This window comes from Janthinobacterium sp. SUN211, assembly GCF_030587315.1.
GTDB classification, from domain to species: Bacteria; Pseudomonadota; Gammaproteobacteria; order Burkholderiales; family Burkholderiaceae_D; genus Janthinobacterium; species Janthinobacterium kumbetense.
In genome coordinates, this window is the sequence record NZ_JAPWIC010000002.1 from 67598 (window position 1) to 88249 (window position 20652).

Consider the following 20652-nt stretch of genomic DNA (forward strand, 5'->3'; position numbering starts at 1 on the left):
GGAACCGAACCATGCCCCGTTTCAGCCATACGATAGACAGCCATACCTATGCCTTCGCCAGCCTGAAGGAGCTGCTGGCGAAGGCCACGCCGCCCCGTTCGGGCGATGTGCTGGCCGGCGTGGCGGCAGCCAGCGCGCGTGAACGGGTGGCGGCGCAGCTGGCGCTGGCGGACATGCCCTTGTTGACCTTTCTCAATGAGGCGCTGGTGCCGTATGAAGACGATGAAGTCACGCGCCTGATCATCGACAGCCACGAGCGCGCCGCCCTGGCGCCGATTTCCCACCTGTGCGTGGGCGATTTCCGCGACTGGCTGCTCGACGACGCGACGGATACGCCAACGCTGTCCCAGGTCGCCGCCGGCATCACGCCGGAAATGGCGGCGGCCGTCTCAAAAATCATGCGCCTGCAGGACCTGGTGCTGGTGGCCCGCAAGTGCAAGGTCGTCACGGCCTTTCGCAATACCCTGGGCCTGGAAGGCCGCCTGTCCACGCGGCTGCAGCCGAATCATCCGACGGACGACGCCACGGGCATTGCCGCCTCCATCCTCGATGGCCTGCTGCTGGGCAGCGGCGACGCCGTGATCGGCATCAATCCGGCCACCGACAATGTGGCGCAGGTGGTCGCGCTGCTGCACCTGCTCGACGCCGTCATTGATCAATATCAGATTCCCGCACAGTCGTGCGTGCTCACCCACATCACCAATACGCTCGAGGCGATACGCCGCGGCGCACCCGTCGACCTGGTATTCCAGTCGGTGGCGGGCACGCAGGCGGCCAACCGCAGCTTCGGCATCGACCTGTCCCTGCTGGCCGAGGGCCAGACGGCGGCCCTGTCGCTGGGGCGCGGCACGGTGGGCAACAACGTCATGTATTTCGAGACGGGGCAGGGCAGCGCCCTGTCGGCCGGCGCCCACCACGGCATGGACCAGCAAACGTGCGAAGCGCGCGCGTATGCGGTGGCGCGCGCCTTCCAGCCGCTGCTGGTCAATTCCGTGGTGGGCTTCATCGGCCCCGAATACCTGTACGACGGCAAGCAGATCATGCGCGCGGGGCTGGAAGACCATTTCTGCGCCAAGCTGCTTGGGCTGCCCATGGGCTGCGACGTGTGCTACACCAACCACGCGGAAGCGGACCAGGACGACATGGATGCCTTGCTGACCATGCTGGGCGTGGCCGGCTGCAATTTCATCATGGGCGTGCCGGGCGCGGACGACATCATGCTGGGCTACCAGAGCACCTCGTTCCACGACGCCCTGTATGCGCGCCGCGTGCTGGGCCTGCGTCCGGCGCCCGAATTCGCGGCCTGGCTGGCGCGCATGCGGATTACGGATGCGCAGGGCCTTTTGCACACGGCGCTGGCGCCCGCCTTCCAGGCGGCCCTGCTGCGCCTGGACGGCTAGGGAGATACATGGACGAGAAAAGCCCGTGGCAGGCGCTGCGCGCGCATACGGCGGCGCGCATCGCGCTGGGGCGCTGCGGCGTGAGCGTGCCGACCAGCGCGCAGCTGGCGTTCCAGCTGGCCCACGCGCAGGCGCGCGACGCCGTGCACCTGGCGCTCGATGGCGGTGCCCTGGCGCAGACGCTGACAGAACAGGGGCTGGCCAGCGTGCAGCTGCACAGCGCCGCCGCCACGCGCGCCGACTATCTGCAACGCCCCGACCTGGGGCGCCGCCTCGACGACGCTTCACGCGTGCGGCTGGCCGCCTGTGCCACGGGAGTCGACCTGGCGCTGGTGGCGGCCGATGGCCTGTCGGCGCTGGCCGTGCAGCGCCACGCGGCGCCCTTCCTGGCCGCCTTGCGCGAACGGCTGGCGCTGGAAGCGTGGACGCTGTCGCCGCTGCACATCGTGGCGCAGGGACGGGTGGCCATCGGCGACGAAATAGGGGAGTTGCTGAAGGCGCGCGCCGTGCTGGTGCTGATCGGCGAGCGGCCGGGCCTCAGTTCCCCGGACAGTCTGGGCCTGTACCTGACGTGGGCGCCAAAAACAGGCTTGCTGGACGAGCGCCGCAACTGCATCTCGAACGTGCGCCCGGAAGGGCTGGCGTATGCGCCGGCGGCGTACCGGCTGCATTATCTGCTGTCGCAGGCGTTCAGCCGGCAGCTGTCGGGCGTGGGCTTGAAGGATGAAACGGTGGCGGAAGGCGCGGCCCTGGCGGGTGCGCGCAACTTCCTGCTGGAGTGATCAGACTTCGCGGATTTCGTCCAGCGGCCAGCGCGGGCGCACGTTGAACGAGTAATCGTGCTTGGCCGCCTGCGGGTTGATTTGCAGGCGCATGGCGCCGGCAAAGGCGATCATGGCGCCGTTATCGGTACAGAATTCCAGCTCCGGGTAATACACCTTGAAGCGCTTCTTGGCGGCCGCCGCGTTGAGCGAGGCGCGCAATTGCGCGTTGGCGCCCACGCCGCCGGCGATCACCAGGCGTTTCAAGCCCGTGTGCTTGAGGGCCGCCACGCATTTGGCCGTCAGCACGTCGACGATGGCGTCGACGAAGCCGCGCGCGATATTCGCCTTGTCCTGTTCGCAGATATTCGCGATGACTTTTTCTTCATGATTCTTGACCACGGTCAGCACGGCTGTCTTCAAACCGGAGAAACTGAAATTGAAATCCTTCGAGTGCAGCATGGGGCGCGGCAGTTTATAGGCCAGCGGGTCGCCGAATTCGGCCAGACGCGAAATGGCGGGGCCGCCCGGATAGCCCAGTCCCAGCAGCTTGGCCGACTTGTCGAACGCTTCGCCGGCCGCATCATCGAGCGTTTCGCCCAGCATCGTGTACTGGCCCACGCCATCGACGCGCATCAGCTGCGTATGGCCGCCCGAGACCAGCAGGGCGATGAAGGGAAATTCCGGCGGTTCCGACGCCAGCAATGGCGACAGCAGATGGCCTTCCAGGTGGTGGATGCCCAGCACCGGCTTGTTGATGGCCAGGCCCAGGCTGCAGGCTACGGAGGAACCCACCAGCAGCGCGCCGGCCAGGCCGGGCCCCTGCGTATAGGCGATGGCGTCGATCTCGGGCAGGGTGATGCCGGCCTTGGCCAGGGTTTCTTCGAGCAGCGGGATGGCGCGGCGGATATGGTCGCGTGACGCCAGTTCCGGCACCACGCCCCCATATTGCTCGTGCATGGCTACTTGCGAGTAGAGGGCGTGCGACAGCAGGCCGCGTTGCGTGTCGTACAAGGCCAGGCCGGTTTCGTCACAGGAGGATTCGACGCCAAGAACAATCATGAAGGTGCTAAATAGGGAGGAGTAATCCGCCATTGTAAAGGAAAGCCGGCTGGTCCACCGTGCGGCGGGCGCACCATTTCGGCGGCAGTGTGCACTTGCGCAGTGCGCGGCGGCGGGGTTTCCCCCTGCATGTTGGCCATTTTTTGCCCGTGCGGCACTGGCACCGCTCTTGCTTAGACAGGCGTGTGCCTTTCTCAAGGGAGCTAGCGATGTCGGAACAATGGAAAATGATTTGCCGCCTGAAGGACATGCCGCCGGCGGGTGCGCGCATGGTGCAGCGGGGCCTGGCCTGGCAGGATTTACCGGGCGTGGCGCTGTTTCGCGCCCTGGATGACACGGTGTACGCGCTGCTCGACACGGTGCCTTGCCTGGGAGGCCCGCTGGCGCACGGGGTGCTGATGGAGAAAAACCTGATGGGACCGAAGAACAGCTGGATCATCGAGCTCGATTCGGGGCGCCTGGTGGCGCCGGTGCAGGGCATGGCGCGCACGTACGCCGTGCGCATCCTGGACGGGCGCATCTACCTGGACGTCAATGAACTCAATATCCCGGCCAGCAAGGCGGAACAGGCGCTGGCGGGATCGTTCGCCGTGCTGCCGCATGTGCAGATGGCAGTGTGAAAAAAAACGGCGCACAGGGCGCCGTTTTTGGTCTCCGCGAGAGGCTTACGCCGGGCGGTTCAACAAGTGCGCATGCGCGTCGCGCAGCATGGTCGCCGTCGTGTCCCAGTCGATGCAGCCGTCGGTGACGGAGCAGCCGTAGGTCAGTTGCGACAGGTCTTGCGGGATCTTCTGGTTGCCGCCGACGATGTTCGATTCGATCATCACGCCCACCAGCGAGCGGTTGCCCTGGCGGATCTGGTTGACCACGTCGGCCATCACCAGCGGCTGCAGTTCCGGCTTCTTGTAGCTGTTCGCGTGCGAGCAGTCGACCACCAGGTTGGCGGGCAGCTTGGCCTTGGCCAGCGCCTGTTCGGCGATGGCGATCGACACGGAATCGTAGTTCGGGCGGCCGTCGCCGCCGCGCAGCACGACGTGGCCGTAGGCGTTGCCGCGCGTGCGCACGATGGCCACATTGCCTTCGCCGTTAATGCCCAGGAAGGAGTGCGGGTGCGCCGACGACAGGATGGCGTTGACGGCGATGCTGATGTCGCCATCGGTGCCGTTCTTGAAGCCGACGGGCGTCGACAGGCCGGACGACATTTCGCGGTGCGTCTGCGATTCCGTGGTGCGCGCGCCGATGGCCGTCCAGGCGATCAGGTCGCCCAGGTATTGCGGCGAGATGGGGTCCAGCGCTTCGGTGGCGGTGGGCAGGCCCAGTTCGCACACGTCGAGCAGGAACTGGCGCGCCTTTTCCATGCCTTCGTTGACCTTGAACGAGTCGTCCATGTACGGGTCGTTGATATAGCCCTTCCAGCCCGTGGTGGTACGCGGTTTTTCGAAATACACGCGCATCACCAGCAGCATCGTGTCCTTGACTTCCTCTTGCAGCGCTTTCAGGCGGCGCGCGTAATCGAGGCCGGCGACGGGGTCGTGGATCGAGCACGGGCCGACGACGACGAACAGGCGCTGGTCCTTGCGGTCGATGATGTTGCGCAGCGCTTCGCGGCCGCGGCTGACGGTGTCGAAGGCGCTTTCCGACAGGGGCAGCTTGGCGTGCAGTTCGGCCGGTGTCGGCATGGGCGCGAAAGAGGTGACGTTGATATTTTCGATGTCTGGCGTATTCATGATTCTGGCTCGGCTTTCGCTATTGCGTTCTTTAAGAGGCAATAGTGTAGCGGAAATGCGGCCTGGCGGCGGGGATGGGGCCAAAACGGGAATGGCTGAGTTGTTTTTATGGCAGGGCCGGCACGCCGCCGGCCCCTTGCTTCCGGGCGCTCAATGACCGCCGGCCAGGCTGGCGCCAACGCTGTAGCGGGCGATGCGCGGGTAGTTGCCGGCCAGCTCGGGCGGCCGGGACAGGCCGGGATGGCGCCGTACATGCGCAAGTATGGCGCTTTCGTGCTGGCGTATCTGCGTATCGAGGCAGGCGATCTGCTGGCGCAGCAATTGATGCAGCGCAATCTGGCCCGCATGGAAATGGGTTTCCAGGCGCGCCATTTCCTGCTGGCGCAGCTGCCGCACGGCTTGCAGGCGGCGCAGCCACTGGCGCAGCTCCACGTAGGCGGGTGAAGGCGGCGTCCAGGGGACGGGGCGTGCCGCCGCGCAATACTTGGCCAGCACCACGGCGCCGCGCACCGCGCCGCCGGGCAGGCCGCAGCCGCGCGCATACGCTTCCAGCCGGCCGGGATCGGCATCGCAGACCAGCATGCCCATGCCGGCCAGCGCGCTGGCGGCCGCCTCGCTGTGCGGCTCGTTCACGCGCATGCAGACGCGCAAGCCCATGACGGACACGTCGTTCCTTTGCAGCCAGCTGCGCAGCCAGCGGTAGCCGGCCACGTCGTTTTCCAGCACCTTGCACAGCACTTCGCCGCCCGAGAGCAGCACGGCTTTCAGCAGCAGCTTGCTCGTTTCGATGCCGACGAAGGCCGTTTCCTGTTTGCTTGCGTGTTCCATGATGACTCCTCCTGTGCAGTCTTATACGCAGCGGTGGCGCGTTTGGATGCAGTTCCATCCAAGAAATAGCTTGAAAGACTGTTGCATTGGCGTCCATGGCGGCTTCCAGCCCGTCTGCAAGGGGGAGAATCCGTGTAAACTGGCGCCATGACGACTGTTTCCATCCCCCATACCGATGTGGCCGGCGAGCCATTCCCCGCAGCACGTTTCATCAAGGAAATAGGGCGCGGCAAGAACGGCGCGCGCAGCATGACGCGCGATGACGCCCGCGCCCTGTACCGCGCCATGCTCGAGGGCCGCGTGTCGGACCTGGAATTGGGCGGTATTTTGTTGTCCATGCGCATCAAAGGCGAGTCCGTGGACGAGATCGCCGGCTTCCTCGACGCGGCCGAAGCGTCATTCGTCCCGCTGGCCGCGCCGGCCGGCGAATTCGCGCCCATCATCATTCCCAGCTACAACGGCGCCCGCAAGATGGCCAACCTGACGGCCTTGCTGGCGCTGCTGCTGGCGCGCGCGGGGGCGCCCGTGCTCGTGCATGGCGTGACGGGCGACCCGGGCCGCATCACGACGGCCGAAGTGCTGGCCGCGCTGGGCGTGCCCGCCTCGCCGGACCATGCGCAGGCCGAGGCCGCCATAGCGCGCGGGGAAGCCGCCTTCCTGCCCATCGCTGCGCTGGCGCCGCGTCTGGCGCACATGCTGTCCCTGCGGCGCGTGCTGGGCGTGCGCAATTCCACGCACACCCTGGTGAAAATCATGCAGCCGTTCGCCGGTCCCGCCCTGCGCCTGGTGTCGTACACGCACCCGGAATACCTGGAAATGCTCGGTGAATATTTCCTGACAGCATCAGATCCTGCGCGCGGCGACGCTTTCCTGATGCGCGGCACGGAAGGCGAAACGGTGGCCAATGCCAACAAGGCGCAGCAGATCGACTGGTTTCACGGGAGCGAACGCACGGTGCTGGTGGAAAAACAGTTGCTGGTAGAAGAGTTGCCGCACTTGCCGGCCGAGCGCGATGCAGCCACCACGGCCGCCTGGATCGCCGCCGTGCTGCGCGGCGAGGTACCCGTGCCGCCGTCGATCGCCGAGCAGGTGGAGCAATGCCTGATGGCGTCGCGGCAGATTGCAGCACGGCCGCGCTAGCCGCGCCGCCGCAGTTTACAATGGCGTCTTTGTAATCAGCGGTGACCGGAATTCTTATGGCAAAACAATTTGATGTGGCAGTGATCGGCGCGGGCGCGGCCGGCATGATGTGTGCGGCTGTTGCCGCCCAGCAAGGCAAGCGCGTGGTGTTGATCGATCACGCGGCCAAGCTGGCCGAAAAGATCCGCATCTCGGGCGGTGGACGGTGCAATTTCACCAATATTAACGCCACGCCACAAAATTTCCTCTCGGAAAACCCGCATTTCTGCAAGAGCGCGCTGTCGCGCTACACGCCGCAGGATTTCCTCGCGCTGGTGAAAAAATACCGGATCGGCTACCACGAAAAGCACAAGGGCCAGCAATTCTGCAATGAATCGGCCGAGCAGATCATCGACATGCTCAAGGACGAGTGCGCCGCTGGCGGCGTGCATTGGCGCATGCCGTGCAAGATCGACAATGTTGTGCAGCAGGAAGATGGCGGCTTCGTGCTGCAGACGGATAGCGGCGACATCGAGACGGCCAGCATCGTCATCGCCACGGGCGGACTGTCGATCCCGAAGATCGGCGCCACGGATTTCGCCTACCGCATCGCCAAGCAATTCGATTTGATGATGGTCGAACCCCGTCCGGCCCTGGTGCCGCTGACGTTCGACCCGGCCAGCTGGGCGCCGTTCGCGGAACTGTCCGGCATCGCGCTGGAAGTGGATGTGGAAACGGGCAGCTTGAAAGGCCGCAAGGCAACGGGTGCGCGTTTCCGCGAAGATTTGCTGTTCACCCACCGCGGCTTGTCGGGCCCGGCGATTCTGCAGATTTCCAGCTACTGGCTGCCGGGCGAGCCCATCGTCGTCAACCTGTTGCCGGAAGTGGACGTGGCGCAGACCTTGATTGAAGGCAAGGGCACCTTGAAGAAGCAGCTGGGCAATATCGTCGCGCAATGGCTGCCGCAGCGCCTGGCGGACTGCTTGCTGGCCGTCAACGGCCTGGCGCCGGATGCGCGCATCGCCGACATGCCCGACGCGCAGCTGCGCAAGCTGGGCCAGGCCATCAATGCCTGGTCCATCGTGCCGAACGGTTCCGAAGGCTACCGCAAGGCGGAAGTGACGCGCGGCGGCATCGACACGCGCGAACTGTCGCAGCAGACCATGATGGCGAATAAGGTGCCGGGCCTGTATTTCATCGGTGAATCGGTCGATGTGACGGGCTGGCTGGGCGGTTACAACTTCCAGTGGGCCTGGGCTTCCGGCGTGGCGGCAGGTATTGCCTTGCAGTAAGCAAGTCTGTAGGATGGGGTTCTGGCGCCCGGTGCGCCGACCCCGGTGCGTGGTTTACGCCACATTCCGGCAGCGACCGCAGGCTGCATGCCGCACGCAAGTGGGGGAGGGGCTTCCCTTTCCGAATAAAAGCTGCTACTATCTATCTCTTCCTATACACCACCTCAACGGTTTGAATTTTACATGACCACTATTCGCCTTAAAGAAAACGAGCCGTTCGAAGTCGCAATGCGTCGCTTCAAACGCACCATCGAAAAAACGGGTCTGCTGACCGAATTGCGCGCACGCGAATTCTACGAAAAGCCAACAGCTGAGCGCAAGCGCAAGCTGGCAGCTGCTGTCAAGCGTCATTACAAACGCATCCGCAGCCAACAACTGCCGAAAAAATTATTCTAAGACTGTTCAGTCAGAACCAACCCGGGTAGTTCGGCGCATTGTTCGCCACGGGTTTTGTTTTGATTCGCCTGAAGTGATACTTCAGATGAGTCGCATACCCGCTCCGGTTCGCCGCAGCGGGTTTTCGCTTTTGTGGCTGCCTGCTTGGAGTACACAGATCAGCATCGAGCCCTACTTACCAACACGAGGATTGCCATGAGCTTGAAAGAACAAATTACCGAAGACATGAAAAACGCCATGCGCGCCAAGGAAGCGGGCAAGCTGGGCACGATTCGCCTGTTGCTGGCGGAAATCAAGCGCAAGGAAGTCGACGAGCGCATCGAATTGACGGATGCCCACGTGACGGCCATCGTGGAAAAGATGATCAAGCAGCGCAAGGATTCGATCACCCAGTTCGAAGCCGGTGGCCGTGCCGACCTGGCCGACATTGAAAAAGCCGAACTGGTGCACCTGATCGGCTACATGCCTGCCGGCCTGTCGGAAGAAGAAGTGGCGGCCGAAGTGGCTGCCGCCGTGGCCGCCTCGGGCGCCGCCGGTCCGCAAGACATGGGCAAGGTCATGGCCATCGTCAAGCCGAAGCTGGCTGGCCGCGCCGACATGACGGTGGTGTCCGCCCTGGTCAAGAAAGCCTTGACGCCGGCAGCGTAAGCATACAATAGTAGCAAGGGCTGCCAGCCGTCGCGCTGGCAGCCTGTTAACAGCCCACACGTTGACCTGGCTCAACCTCAGGCCGCGTGCGGTAGTATAGTCTGACCTATAACAAGACCCGCCCTAGCCAGTGATACCTCAATCCTTCATTTCCGATTTGCTCAACCGCGTCGATATCGTCGATGTCGTGGGGCGCTATGTGCAACTGAAAAAAGGTGGCGCCAATTTCATGGGCTTGTGCCCGTTCCACAGTGAAAAATCGCCCAGCTTTACCGTCAGCCCCACCAAGCAGTTCTATCACTGCTTCGGCTGTGGCGCGCATGGCACCTCGATCGGCTTCCTGATCGAGTACTCGGGCATGGGCTTTGTCGACGCCGTCAAGGACCTGGCGCAGAACGTGGGCATGGTCGTGCCGGAAGCGGACGACAAGATCCCGCCAGCCCAGCGCGCGCAGATCCAGGCGCAAAGCCTGGCCCTGTCCGACGCCATGACGCAGGCGTGCGATTATTATCGCGGGCAATTGCGCCACGCACCGGAAGCCATCGCCTACCTCAAAAACCGGGGCTTGACGGGCGAAGTGGCCGCTCGCTTCGGCATGGGTTTCGCGCCCGGCGGCTGGGACAACCTGCGCTCCGTCTTCCCCGACTACGATGTGGTCGCCTTGGCCGAAGCGGGCCTGGTGATCGACAAGGTCGATGAAGAGGGCAACAACCGCAAGCGTTACGACCGTTTCCGTGAGCGCATCATGTTTCCGATTCGCAATACCAAGGGGCAGGTCATCGCCTTTGGCGGCCGCGTGCTCGACCATGGCGAACCGAAATACCTGAACTCGCCGGAAACCCCCTTGTTTTCCAAGGGTTTCGAACTGTATGGCTTGTTCGAGGCGCGCCAGGCCATCCGTGACGCCGGCTATGTGCTGGTGACGGAAGGCTATATGGACGTCGTTGCCTTGGCGCAAATGGGTTTCCCGCAAGCGGTGGCCACCCTGGGCACGGCGTGCACGCCCACCCACGTGCAAAAACTGCTGCGCCAGACGGATAACGTGATTTTCAGCTTCGACGGCGACAAGGCCGGCCGCCGCGCCGCGCGCCGCGCGCTGGAAGCGAGCCTGGCCCACGTGTCGGACAATAAAACTATCAAATTCCTGTTCTTGCCGTCGGAACACGATCCGGACAGTTACATCCGCGAATTCGGCGCCGAAGGTTTTGAACAGCAAGTGCATGAAGCCATGCCGCTGTCGCAATTTTTGCTGAAAGAAGTGTCGGGCGAGCATGATCTGTCGGAGCCGGAAGGGCGCGCCCGCGTGCAGTTCGACGCCAAGCCGCTGCTGCAGCTGATGGCGCCGTCGTCCTTGCGCCTGCAGATCGTGCGGGGACTGGCGCAGCTGACGCAGTCCACGCCGGCCGAGATCGAAGCTCTGTTTGAGCTGGCGAAACCCGTTGCCGTGGCGCATCGCGCGCCGCCGAAATCGGGCCGCCCCGTGCCTGTCGGCCTGGAATTGAAGATCATGCGCATGCTGGTGGCGCATCCGCCGCTGACCATGCGCATCGACGAGGCCGCCCTGGCCGCCTTCCAGCACCTGGGGCCGGATGCGGCGCACAGCCTGGGGCAACTGGTGGCTGTGGGCCAGGCGCTGGGCGAGCACGGCAGTTTTGCCGCGCTGGCGCAGCAGTTGAAGGAGCTGGGCAGCGAGTACGATGAGATCATCGGCGAGATCGCGGCCGGTACGGAATCCGATTACGACAGTGAATTGTCGTGGCTGGTGAGCACCATCCGCGAGATCAAATTGAATGCCTTGAAGGCGGAATTGCAGCAATTGTTTGCGTCGGGTTTGCCATCCGAGAAAATTGGTGTACGCTACCGCGAAATCATGCAGGAGCAGGGGGCGCTGGAGCGCGAGCGCGATGCCGAGTTGGTGAATCGCTAACCTTGCCTTGAGGGTATGGCGCGCACTGGAAAAACATTTTTCGCGTGCTATAATTAAATGCTAAGTATTGTGTGCTTTGGCAAGCTAGTTCTGTTTCGTAAATAGTATTTGTTTTCAGTAAGTTAGGCTCTTGATCGGCGCGGTGGATCGTGTCGGCAGCCAGGGCCAACTGGCGTTTTCGGCGTTGCGGGCAAGGCTCGCAGACGCTGGCAAGCCGCGCCAGGCTCTCGCTCCCAACGCGGTCGATGCAGGAATTTTTGCCGAGGCGGCTGGCAACAGCCGGTGGACAGGAATTGCTGCGCTTCCCGCGGATCGTGGCCGATGAGGTGTAAGTAACGTAACAGTGTCGAATTTGCGTAGTCGGCAGGTTCGAAGATGGTGGTTCCCGCAGGTAGACAGGGAACTGGCAGCAAACTTTATCCTAATCCACCGTAAAGCAAGTCGTTGTGTAATCGAAAGCGCCTGTGCCAATCAAGAAACCCGAATCCAAAGCGGCTGCAAAGCCCACTAAAGTTACCACGAAAGCCGAAAAGGCGCTCGACCGGCCAGAAGCGCGCGTTACCAGCGCGCCCGTGGTCAGCCAGACCACCGACGCTGCCACCCTGGCAGCCATCGATACGTCCGGTTATGTCTTGCCGTCGGTAAAAGTGCCAGGCCGCCGCGGCCGCAAGCCAAAAGAATTCCAGCCAGAAAATGATGAAGTCGCCGCCCTGAACGCCGTCGAGCGGGCCGAACTGAAGGCCGTCGACAAGGCCAAGGCCAAGGACCGCAAGGCGAAAGAGCGCGCGCTGCTGAAGGACGCGTTCTCGTCCGATACGGAAGCGAGCGAGGAAGAACTCGAGCGCCGGCGCCAGAAACTCAAGACCCTGATCAAGTTCGGCAAGGAACGCGGTTTCCTCACGTACGCGGAAATCAACGATCACTTGCCCGAAAACATAGTCGATCCGGAGGCCATCGAAGGCATCATCGGTACCTTCAATGACATGGGTATCGCCGTCTACGAGCACGCGCCCGATGCGGAAACGTTGTTGCTGTCCGATAACGTTGCCGTCGTCACCAGCGATGACGAGGCGGAAGCTGCGGCCGAGGCCGCATTGTCGACCGTCGATTCCGATTTCGGCCGCACCACCGACCCCGTGCGCATGTATATGCGCGAAATGGGCTCGGTCGAGCTGCTGACGCGCGAAGGCGAGATCGAGATCGCCAAACGCATCGAAGATGGCTTGAAAGACATGATCCAGGCCATTTCCGCCTGTCCCGTGACGATCGCCGAAATCATCGCCGCCGCCGACCGCATCGCCAACGAAGAGATCAAGATCGACGAAATCGTCGACGGTCTCGTCGATGAAAACGAGCCGGTCGCCGCCGCCCCTGTCGTCGTCGCTCCCGTCGAGGAAGACGAGGAAGAAGGCGAAGCGGAAGAAGAGGAAGAAGAAGAGGAAGAAGAAGCGAGCGCGTCGGGCGCCGCCGGTTTCTCCGCGGAACAGCTGGAAACCCTGAAACGCACGGCGCTGGAAAAATTCGCCGTCATTTCGCAGCAGTTCGACAAGATGCGCCGCGCCTTCGAAAAAGAAGGCTACAACTCGAAACCGTACGCCAAGGCGCAGGAAGCCATTTCGCAAGAATTGCTGGGCATCCGCTTCACGGCCAAGGTGGTGGAAAAGCTGTGCGACACCCTGCGCGGCCAGGTCGACGAAGTGCGCCATATCGAAAAGCAAATCCTCGACGTGGCCGTGAACCGCTGCGGCATGCCGCGCGCCCACTTCATCAAGGTCTTCCCGGGCAATGAAACCAACCTCGACTGGGTCGATGGCGAAGTCAACGCAGGACACGCGTACAGCGCCATCTTGGGCCGTAACATTCCGACCGTCAAGGAACTGCAGCAACGCCTGATCGACCTGCAGGCGAGGGTCGTGCTGCCGCTGCCGGACTTGCGCAACATCAACCGCCAGATGGCGGCCGGTGAAATGAAGGCGCGCAAGGCCAAGCGCGAAATGACGGAGGCCAACTTGCGCCTGGTCATTTCGATCGCCAAGAAATACACGAACCGCGGCCTGCAATTCCTCGATTTGATTCAGGAAGGCAATATTGGCCTGATGAAGGCCGTCGACAAGTTCGAGTACCGCCGCGGCTACAAGTTCTCCACGTATGCGACGTGGTGGATCCGCCAGGCCATCACGCGCTCGATCGCCGACCAGGCGCGCACGATCCGCATTCCCGTGCACATGATCGAGACGATCAACAAGATGAACCGGATTTCCCGCCAAATCCTGCAGGAAACGGGCGCGGAACCCGATCCGGCCACCCTGGCGATCAAGATGGAGATGCCCGAGGACAAGATCCGCAAGATCATGAAAATCGCCAAGGAACCGATCTCGATGGAAACGCCGATCGGCGACGACGACGATTCCCATCTGGGCGACTTCATCGAGGACAACAACACCCTGGCGCCGGCCGACGCGGCCCTGCACGCATCCATGCGGGGCGTGGTCAAGGACGTGCTCGATTCCCTGACGCCACGCGAAGCGAAAGTGCTGCGCATGCGTTTCGGCATCGAGATGTCCACCGACCACACCTTGGAAGAAGTGGGCAAGCAATTTGACGTGACGCGCGAGCGCATCCGCCAGATCGAAGCCAAGGCGCTGCGCAAGCTGCGCCACCCATCGCGCTCCGACAAGCTGAAAAGCTTCTTGGAAGGCAACTAGAAGCCAATAGGGCTTGACGTGCGCCCCTGATACCCCTATCCTCGCGTGTCCGTTTCCAAAACGGCCGCGCGAGGCGGGCATCAACAGCGCCGCCACGCCGCAGTCCCCTGGGCCTCTAGCTCATGCTTGGTTAGAGCAGCGGACTCATAATCCGTTGGTGCCGTGTTCGACTCACGGGAGGCCCACCAGAATTTAGCAGCAATAGATCAAGCCCCGGCGGGTGACTGTCGGGGCTTTTTTATGCGCGAGACAATCACCTCATGGTTTTGTGATTCGGGCATGCTAGCCGGCATTGCCACTAACTTCATCTTTATAGCGGTACGGAGCGCGTAAGAGGCGCTGCGCACTTTGCCTGCCGTTCGACCTTGTGTTTGCAATTAAGTATGCTACAGGTCATCATCGTTGTTCAATGTGTTTATTGTTGAGCTTGTGTCTGAATGGCGGACTTGACCCTGTCACCCTCTGTGTAGGCTTTTCAAGAAGACAGTTCTCGGATTTTTCTTATTTTTCTTTCTGACCTTGATTAAATTTATTTATTGTACTAAATTTATAAAGTTACCTTTTGGAGGTCAAAATGAGTGTTCCTACTGAAGTTGTTGTCAACCCATATCGACCCGGTGCTGGGCATCGTCCCCCATACGTTGCCGGTCGCGAGAAAGAGCAAGCTGATGTGGAGCAATATTTCAAGCAAGATCAAATTTTGACTAATATTGTTCTTACTGGGTTGCGTGGAGTTGGGAAGACGGTATTTCTTGACGAACTCAGGAAGCCGGCAGCAATGAATAAATGGTACTGGGTTGGAACCGACCTCTCCGAGTCCGCTTCAATATCTGAAGATAATCTTGCGACGCGGCTGCTTGCAGACCTAGCCGTTGTGACATCAGGTTTTACTTATAAAGATAAGTTGCCGGCTGGGCCGGGGTTCATGCAGCAGTCTACGACAATTATTCGCACACTTGATTTTCATTTTCTGAAAAATATATATGATACGACACCAGGCCTTATCGTAGATAAACTGAAGGCGGTGCTAGAGCTTTCTTGGGTCGCTATACAGAATTCTGATTCTAGAGGGGTAATATTTGCCTACGATGAGGCACAAAATTTAACTGATCATGCGGCTAAAGAACAATATCCGCTCTCTATGCTCCTAGATTTATTTCAATCGATTCAACGTAAAGGCATCCCATATATGCTTTTGCTAACTGGGCTGCCTACTCTCTTTCCAAAGCTGGTTGAGGCACGGACTTATGCAGAGAGAATGTTTCATGTTGTGACGCTAAATCGACTGGAAGTGCAGGATTGTCGTGATGCCATTACAAAGCCTATTGAAAACTTTCCTGCAAAATTTACCGAAAATGGGATTGAAAGAATTTGTGAGGTTTCAGGAGGATATCCTTATTTTATTCAATTTATTTGTCGAGAGTCATTTGATTTGGTTTTGCGAAAAGAAAATGTCGACGAATCTAGATTTCTATCGATTGTTGCGAAGCTCGATACGGATTTTTTTGCAGGACGTTGGGCCAGGGCGACAGACCGGCAACGAGACCTTATGCGACTGATTGCACAATTGCCGAATGCGGAAAATGAATTTTCGGTGCAGGAAATTGTGGAGGTCTCGAAGGAAACTGAGGAAAAATCATTCTCTAGTAGTCATGTCAATCAGATGTTGGTTTCGTTAGTAGGGGCGGGCTTAATTTTTAAAAATAGACATGGCCGCTATGCATTCGCAGTACCTCTGCTATCCCATTTTATCAATCGTCAATCATAACTAACATGATGAAGCCCCGGCGGGCCACTGCCGGGGCTTTTTTCGTGCTGTCGTACAATCGCGGCATTGCGATTTATCAAGGATGAAATGAGATGACGGCTGAAGTGAAGATGGACGATATTGTGGTGGGTGACGGCAAGGCGGCGGCGCGCGGTGCGCTGATTACGGCGCACTATCGGGGCTGGCTGGAAGATGGGACGGAGTTTGATTCGTCGCACAAGCGGGGCGAGCCATTTCGCTGCGTGTTGAGCAATAACAAGGTGATTCAGGGCTGGATTCTGGGTTTGCAGGGCATGCAGGTGGGCGGCACGCGCAAGCTGTGGGTGCCGGCGGCGCTGGCGTATGGCGAGCGGCAGGTGGGCTTGATTCCGCCAAACTCCAATTTGATCTTCGAGATTGAGTTGCTGGAAGTGCTGACGCGCGATTGATGTTTGGATGGTGTCATCAGGCCGATACGACGCCGGTTTTTTTCAGCAGCAGTTGCTCGACATCGGCGCGCAGCGCCTGCTGCGTGGGGAAGTTGGCATAGCGCAAGGTGACGTAGCCGGCCAACCTGAGCATGGCGTCGCGTTCCCTGTCCTGGCGCTCGCGGCCGTTGTGGCTGCTGTCGTCGAGCTCGATCACGGCGATGACGTTCAGTTGCTGGCTGCACAAAACAAAATCGGCCACCTTGCGGTCGAAACGGTTTCTGTTCGCCCATCCCTTCGCCGTCACCAGCGCGGAAAACGCCACTTGCGCCAGCACCGTGCATTCCGGCAATGCCGTTTGCAGCAGGTGGTACATCTGCTGCTCGCGCGCCGTCATGACGGGTTTTCTGTGCAGCCGCAGCGGCGCACGGGACTTCGTGTTTCCGCGCACGGCCAGCATGGCAAAGAGCAGGAGCAAGGCCGCGATGGCGAGCAGGATGGTGTAGGAAGGCATGGGCAGGCATCAGGATGGACGAATCCTGATGGTACGCGAACTGCGGCGTGTTTTCGTGCCGCTGCCGGCGTATTTCAGGTGCAGCCTTTGTTGAAGATCAAGCCTGTTTCAAGTTGATCTGCATCACGTCCAGCGCCGGCACGATGTCTTGCAGGCTGGCCACTTCATAGGTAGGGATGGCGGCCGACGTATTGGCCATGCTGTCCGGGTTGAACCAGCAGCTGTCGATGCCGTAGCGGTTGGCGCCCAGGATGTCGGCGTCCAGCCGGTCGCCGATGATGATGGTCGTATCCTTGCTGAAGGCGCGCGCCATGTTGGCCGCGTATTCGAAGAAACGCACGTCCGGCTTGGCGTGGCCGCACGCTTCGGAGGTGGCGACGAAGGAAATGTAGTCGCCCAGGCCGGAGGCGGCGATGCGGCGGTTCTGGATGGACTCGACGCCGTTGGTGATGATGCCCACTTCGCCGATACGCGACAAGGTTTCGCACACTTGTTTGGCGCCATCGATGAGCACGACCGTGTCCGGCAGGGAATCCAGATACAGCCGGCTGGCCAGTTCCGGGTCGATGGCGATGTCGTTCAGTGCAAACGTCTTGCGGAAGCGCTCCACCTTCAGGAAATCCTTGCTCACGTCACCCGTTTCGAAACGTTTCCACAGGTCGACGTTGATCGCCTGGTATTGGGAAAACAAGCCGTCGATGCCGTCGCGCAAGCCCAGTTCGTGCATGGTGTGCAGGAACGAGCGTTTTTCGGACGCCCTGAAATCGAGCAGGGTATCGTCAAGGTCAAACAGGAATAATTTGTATTTCATGGCGTGTTGTTGAAAGCGTGGAACTTGTTTTGCATCGTAGCACGTAGCGCTGAGTTCGGTTGGTCGTGCCCTGCGCGGGCGATCCGCTACAATCGCTGCCACACCTGTTACCTTCATTCCATTTCCGCACATGACCCAGCTCTCCGTTAACGTCAATAAAATCGCCTTGCTGCGCAATTCGCGCGGCCGCAACTTCCCGGATCTGCTCGCATTTTCCGCGCGCTTTCTCGACCTGGGCGCCGCCGGCATCACCTTGCATCCGCGCCCTGACCAGCGCCATGCGCGCTACGACGATGTTGCCCCGTTGCAGCGCCTGTGCGCGGAGCGGGGGCGCGAGCTGAATGTGGAGGGGTATCCGACGGCGGAATTTCTGGAAATAGTGAAAAGCGCGCGCCCGGCGCAATGCACCCTGGTGCCGGACATGCCGGGGCAATTGACGTCCGATCACGGCTGGGACATCGAACAGCACGCAGCGCTGCTGCGTCCCGTCATTGCGGAATTGAATGACCTGGGCATCCGCGTCAGCCTGTTTGTCGATGCCGACTACCCGGCGCTGGAATGGGCGCGCGAAGTGGGCGCGGCGCGGGTCGAGCTGTACACGGAGCGGTTTGCCGAAAGCCATGGCAGCGAGCATGGCGATGCCGTATTCGATACCTATCTGCAGGCGGCGCGGCGGGCGCAGGCGCTGGGTCTGGGCGTGAATGCCGGGCATGACCTGGATTTGCACAACCTGGCGCGCTTCCTGGACATTCCCGGCATCCTGGAAGTGTCGATCGGCCACGCGCTGGTGGTCGAGTGCATCGAGCAGGGCATGGACAAGGTGCTGGGCCGCTACCTTGAGATATGTCAATCCTAGGAGTCTTGGAGGACGATGCTGGCCGGCCGCTGCAGCCTGAAGCGGACTGGCCGTTCTTCGATGCCGATTTTTCCGTATCGGCACAGATGCGGGCGCAAGTGCAAGCGCTGACGCCCCACGCCGCGGCGCAGTTATGGACGCGCCATGTGTCGGCCCAGCCCGATGAAACGCACCCGATGCAGTTGCGCGATGGACACCGCCTGCAGCCAACGGTATCGGGGCCGGACTGGCTGGCCGAGTTTGACTCTGTTTCCAGCGAGCACCCGGCGCAATCGGGACGCGTGGCCGCGTTTCTCGCTTCCCACTTTCACGCTGCCGGGGCGGCCCCCGTCCTGTTCATGGCCAGCCGGGCGCGCGCCTATGCGCTGACACCCGCCGCGCTTGCCGCATGCTGGCCTTGCTTGCTGGCCATTTCTGATGAAGGCCCCTTGCTGTACCAGCCAGTGACAGGCAAGTTCGTCTGGTGCCGGCCACATGGGGCGCTGGCGGGTGGCGAGGACGGGCCGCAGTCCGATTCTTGAGTGGCGATTAGCTATCCACCCACCAGTTGAGCAAGGTTTCATCATCGTCGTCATCGAGGTTGACGTAGATATTGGCGAAGTACCATTCCACGCCCGTCGCTTCGCGGAAGGCGTCAAAGGGACCGTTGACGTTGTAGATGCCGTGGTGTCCTGGCACGCTGAAGGTGAGGTTGCCCTTGTACTGGCCATCCAGGGTGCCGCCCAGCTGGCTTTGCACGTCGCGTTCGAGCTGGTCCACTGCCTCTTGCGACACGTCGTCGGCGTCGTAGATATGGATGCAGAAGTTGCCGCCGCGCTTCAGTACTTCGGCGGGGGCGAGCGGGTCGGCGATGTTGACGATGTCGCCGCGTGCCAGGTTCAGGGTCAGGCCGGGCGAGGCCAGCAGTTCGTAGACGTGCTCGTCGATCTGGCGCGCCGGCAGGGTTTCATACACGGGACCGCTGGTGTTTTCGCCTGCCAGTACGCGGATGTGCGGCAAGCCTTCGCAATTGATGTCTTCCATTTATTCTTTCATAGTGCCGGCGCCGCGTACTTTGGGCTGCGCCAGGGGGGATTATGGCAATATTGTACCGGGTACGTATCTGCTGGCAGGGCACGCAACGGTGCAAACGAGGAGACGCGATGGAGAATGTGGTGCAAACAGGCGGCTGTTTATGTGGCGCGGTACGCTTTGAAGCGACAGGCGAGGGCAGCAATCCGCACAGCTGTTCCTGCCGCAATTGCCAGCAGCATACGGGCGCGCCGACGGTGGCATGGGTGGAGTTTGCGCGCGATCAAGTGCACTGGACGGGGGCGGCCGGTGCACCGGCAACATACCGTTCTTCCGAGTATTCCAGCCGGGCCTTTTGCGCCGCCTGCGGCAGTTCCATCGGCGCCATCGACGATGCGCCGACGGTGGCCTTACTGGTGGGCAGTTTTGATGATCCTGCCCGGGCGGCCTTTGCGCCCGACTATCACGCGTTTGACGATGTCAGGCCGGGCTGGTGGCCGGCTGCCACTGTTGCGGCTGATTAGCTGGCCTGCGGTACTTGTCCGGTGCCCAGGACATGAAAAAGGCACGCCGTAGCGTGCCTTGTATTTTGCCTGACGGCTTCGTGTCTGGCGGCGTGCTTAGAAGCGGTAGCTGGCGCTGATGCGTAGCACTGGGTAAGCCTTGAAATCCTTGACCTTGTCGGCCAGTTTTTCGTTTTCAGCAGCAACGTCCGTTTTCAGGGCGGCGCATACCAATGGGTCGCAGCCGGTATTGCGCAGCGAGGTTTTCGGCGAACCCTGGAACAAGACACCGATGTCGCTGGAAATGCCCCAGCCCGCTTCCTTTACCGGATTGCCCCAGCCGATGCCGATGTAGGGCGCGACCTTGCGGAAATCGATGGTGCCGTCCAGCTGGCCTGCGCTGGCTGCCGTATAGGTGTTGCCGTTCAGTGTGTAGCTGCCGTTTTTGTTCGGCTTGCCTTTGGCATCGATTTTATTGCCGTTGTACACGACGCCGGCGCTGACGCGGAAGACGCCGTCCATGGGGAAGTAGTCGAGCAGGGCGTCGACGGTGCGCAGCTTGAGTTTCAGCTTGTAGTCGACATCATCGGTGCTGGAGTCGTAGGAGTAGTTCAGGAAGCCGACGCCAAAACGGGCATTCAGATTCGATTGCAGTGGCACGCTCAGGTGCGCGCCGACGCCAGTCGTGCCCAGGTCGGACGCGATGGCCATTTCTGCCTGGGCTTGGCTTGCGCAGAACATGCCGGCTAGCAGGGCGGCGATCAAGTGTTGCTGTTTCATGCTTACGGACTCCAGTTGTTAGTCAAACCAAGCGATAAATGTTCCAATTTGAAACTAAAGTTTCTAATTGGTAATTTTTCAAGGATGATAGAGTCTGGAATGCTGTAAGGCAAGTCTGGCGGTGCGAGGTGTTGCTT

General features: G+C 61.0%; 21 protein-coding genes and 1 tRNA gene. 15 read left to right on the plus strand and 7 right to left on the minus strand.

Annotated elements, in window-relative coordinates:
* The first annotated feature begins 11 nt into the window (after positions 1-11).
* Entirely contained in the window at positions 12-1400 is a 1389-nt protein-coding gene (locus O3301_RS06040; protein ID WP_305055878.1) for an ethanolamine ammonia-lyase subunit EutB, read from the plus strand.
* Between the two features lie 8 nt (positions 1401-1408).
* The gene (gene eutC, locus O3301_RS06045) at positions 1409-2182 is read left to right on the plus strand and encodes an ethanolamine ammonia-lyase subunit EutC (RefSeq protein WP_305055879.1); all 774 of its coding nucleotides are present in this window, start codon (positions 1409-1411) and stop codon (positions 2180-2182) included.
* Here the strand turns inward: eutC and tsaD are convergent, their stop codons facing one another.
* Positions 2183-3223 (minus strand): tRNA (adenosine(37)-N6)-threonylcarbamoyltransferase complex transferase subunit TsaD, encoded by a 1041-nt coding sequence (gene tsaD, locus O3301_RS06050; RefSeq protein WP_099666637.1) that lies wholly within the window; start codon positions 3221-3223, stop codon positions 2183-2185. It abuts the gene before it with no gap.
* A 209-nt stretch (positions 3224-3432) separates the two neighbouring features.
* Here tsaD and O3301_RS06055 point away from each other — a divergent pair, with 209 nt between their 5' ends.
* Positions 3433-3843, plus strand: coding sequence for a nitrite reductase (NAD(P)H) small subunit (locus tag O3301_RS06055; protein WP_099666638.1), 411 nt, complete (start codon positions 3433-3435; stop codon positions 3841-3843).
* A 45-nt stretch (positions 3844-3888) separates the two neighbouring features.
* Here the strand turns inward: O3301_RS06055 and O3301_RS06060 are convergent, their stop codons facing one another.
* Positions 3889-4950 carry a 3-deoxy-7-phosphoheptulonate synthase gene (locus tag O3301_RS06060; protein ID WP_099666639.1) on the minus strand — a complete coding sequence of 354 codons (1062 nt, stop codon included), beginning with the start codon at positions 4948-4950 and terminating at the stop codon, positions 3889-3891.
* A 150-nt stretch (positions 4951-5100) separates the two neighbouring features.
* Positions 5101-5778, minus strand: coding sequence for a hypothetical protein (locus O3301_RS06065; RefSeq protein ID WP_305055880.1), 678 nt, complete (start codon positions 5776-5778; stop codon positions 5101-5103).
* Positions 5779-5925: 147 nt separating this feature from the next.
* Between O3301_RS06065 and ybiB the strand changes: the two genes are divergently transcribed.
* The 9 genes from ybiB (at position 5926) to O3301_RS06110 (ending at position 16061) form a co-directional block, all read left to right on the plus strand.
* Positions 5926-6918 (plus strand): DNA-binding protein YbiB, encoded by a 993-nt coding sequence (ybiB, locus tag O3301_RS06070; protein WP_305055881.1) that lies wholly within the window; start codon positions 5926-5928, stop codon positions 6916-6918.
* A 56-nt stretch (positions 6919-6974) separates the two neighbouring features.
* Complete coding sequence (locus tag O3301_RS06075) at positions 6975-8189, plus strand: NAD(P)/FAD-dependent oxidoreductase (protein WP_289898840.1); 1215 nt, start codon at positions 6975-6977, stop codon at positions 8187-8189.
* 183 nt (positions 8190-8372) lie between these two features.
* Positions 8373-8585 carry a 30S ribosomal protein S21 gene (rpsU, locus tag O3301_RS06080; protein WP_008451879.1) on the plus strand — a complete coding sequence of 71 codons (213 nt, stop codon included), beginning with the start codon at positions 8373-8375 and terminating at the stop codon, positions 8583-8585.
* Between the two features lie 195 nt (positions 8586-8780).
* Positions 8781-9233: a GatB/YqeY domain-containing protein gene (locus tag O3301_RS06085; protein WP_076567823.1), complete on the plus strand. Its 453-nt coding sequence runs from the start codon at positions 8781-8783 to the stop codon at positions 9231-9233.
* Between the two features lie 130 nt (positions 9234-9363).
* Positions 9364-11160 carry a DNA primase gene (dnaG, locus tag O3301_RS06090; protein WP_099666643.1) on the plus strand — a complete coding sequence of 599 codons (1797 nt, stop codon included), beginning with the start codon at positions 9364-9366 and terminating at the stop codon, positions 11158-11160.
* 464 nt (positions 11161-11624) lie between these two features.
* Entirely contained in the window at positions 11625-13865 is a 2241-nt protein-coding gene (rpoD, locus tag O3301_RS06095) for an RNA polymerase sigma factor RpoD (RefSeq protein ID WP_305055882.1), read from the plus strand.
* Positions 13866-13974: 109 nt separating this feature from the next.
* A tRNA-Ile gene (locus tag O3301_RS06100) sits at positions 13975-14053 on the plus strand.
* Between the two features lie 386 nt (positions 14054-14439).
* Positions 14440-15633, plus strand: a complete 1194-nt coding sequence (locus O3301_RS06105; protein WP_305053075.1) for an AAA family ATPase — start codon at positions 14440-14442, stop codon at positions 15631-15633.
* A 92-nt stretch (positions 15634-15725) separates the two neighbouring features.
* On the plus strand, positions 15726-16061 hold the full coding sequence (locus O3301_RS06110; protein ID WP_289903668.1) for an FKBP-type peptidyl-prolyl cis-trans isomerase: 336 nt from the start codon (positions 15726-15728) through the stop codon (positions 16059-16061).
* Positions 16062-16077: 16 nt separating this feature from the next.
* Here the strand turns inward: O3301_RS06110 and O3301_RS06115 are convergent, their stop codons facing one another.
* Both O3301_RS06115 and O3301_RS06120 read right to left on the minus strand, forming a co-directional pair.
* Positions 16078-16554 (minus strand): DUF2726 domain-containing protein, encoded by a 477-nt coding sequence (locus O3301_RS06115; RefSeq protein WP_305055883.1) that lies wholly within the window; start codon positions 16552-16554, stop codon positions 16078-16080.
* Positions 16555-16651: 97 nt separating this feature from the next.
* Positions 16652-17365 carry a YjjG family noncanonical pyrimidine nucleotidase gene (locus tag O3301_RS06120; protein ID WP_289911383.1) on the minus strand — a complete coding sequence of 238 codons (714 nt, stop codon included), beginning with the start codon at positions 17363-17365 and terminating at the stop codon, positions 16652-16654.
* Between the two features lie 130 nt (positions 17366-17495).
* On the opposite strand from O3301_RS06120, the gene O3301_RS06125 reads away from it, so the two are divergent.
* Positions 17496-18221: a pyridoxine 5'-phosphate synthase gene (locus O3301_RS06125; protein WP_251351727.1), complete on the plus strand. Its 726-nt coding sequence runs from the start codon at positions 17496-17498 to the stop codon at positions 18219-18221.
* A gap of 5 nt (positions 18222-18226) precedes the next feature.
* Positions 18227-18742 (plus strand): DUF2947 family protein, encoded by a 516-nt coding sequence (locus tag O3301_RS06130; RefSeq protein WP_305055884.1) that lies wholly within the window; start codon positions 18227-18229, stop codon positions 18740-18742.
* A 7-nt stretch (positions 18743-18749) separates the two neighbouring features.
* Here O3301_RS06130 and O3301_RS06135 read toward each other — a convergent pair whose 3' ends face one another.
* Complete coding sequence (locus O3301_RS06135; RefSeq protein WP_305055885.1) at positions 18750-19244, minus strand: DUF4265 domain-containing protein; 495 nt, start codon at positions 19242-19244, stop codon at positions 18750-18752.
* Positions 19245-19363: 119 nt separating this feature from the next.
* On the opposite strand from O3301_RS06135, the gene O3301_RS06140 reads away from it, so the two are divergent.
* Positions 19364-19756, plus strand: coding sequence for a GFA family protein (locus O3301_RS06140; RefSeq protein ID WP_305055886.1), 393 nt, complete (start codon positions 19364-19366; stop codon positions 19754-19756).
* Between the two features lie 96 nt (positions 19757-19852).
* On the opposite strand, the gene O3301_RS06145 is transcribed toward O3301_RS06140, so the two are convergent.
* Positions 19853-20515 (minus strand): hypothetical protein, encoded by a 663-nt coding sequence (locus O3301_RS06145; protein ID WP_305055887.1) that lies wholly within the window; start codon positions 20513-20515, stop codon positions 19853-19855.
* Between the last annotated feature and the right edge of the window lie 137 nt (positions 20516-20652).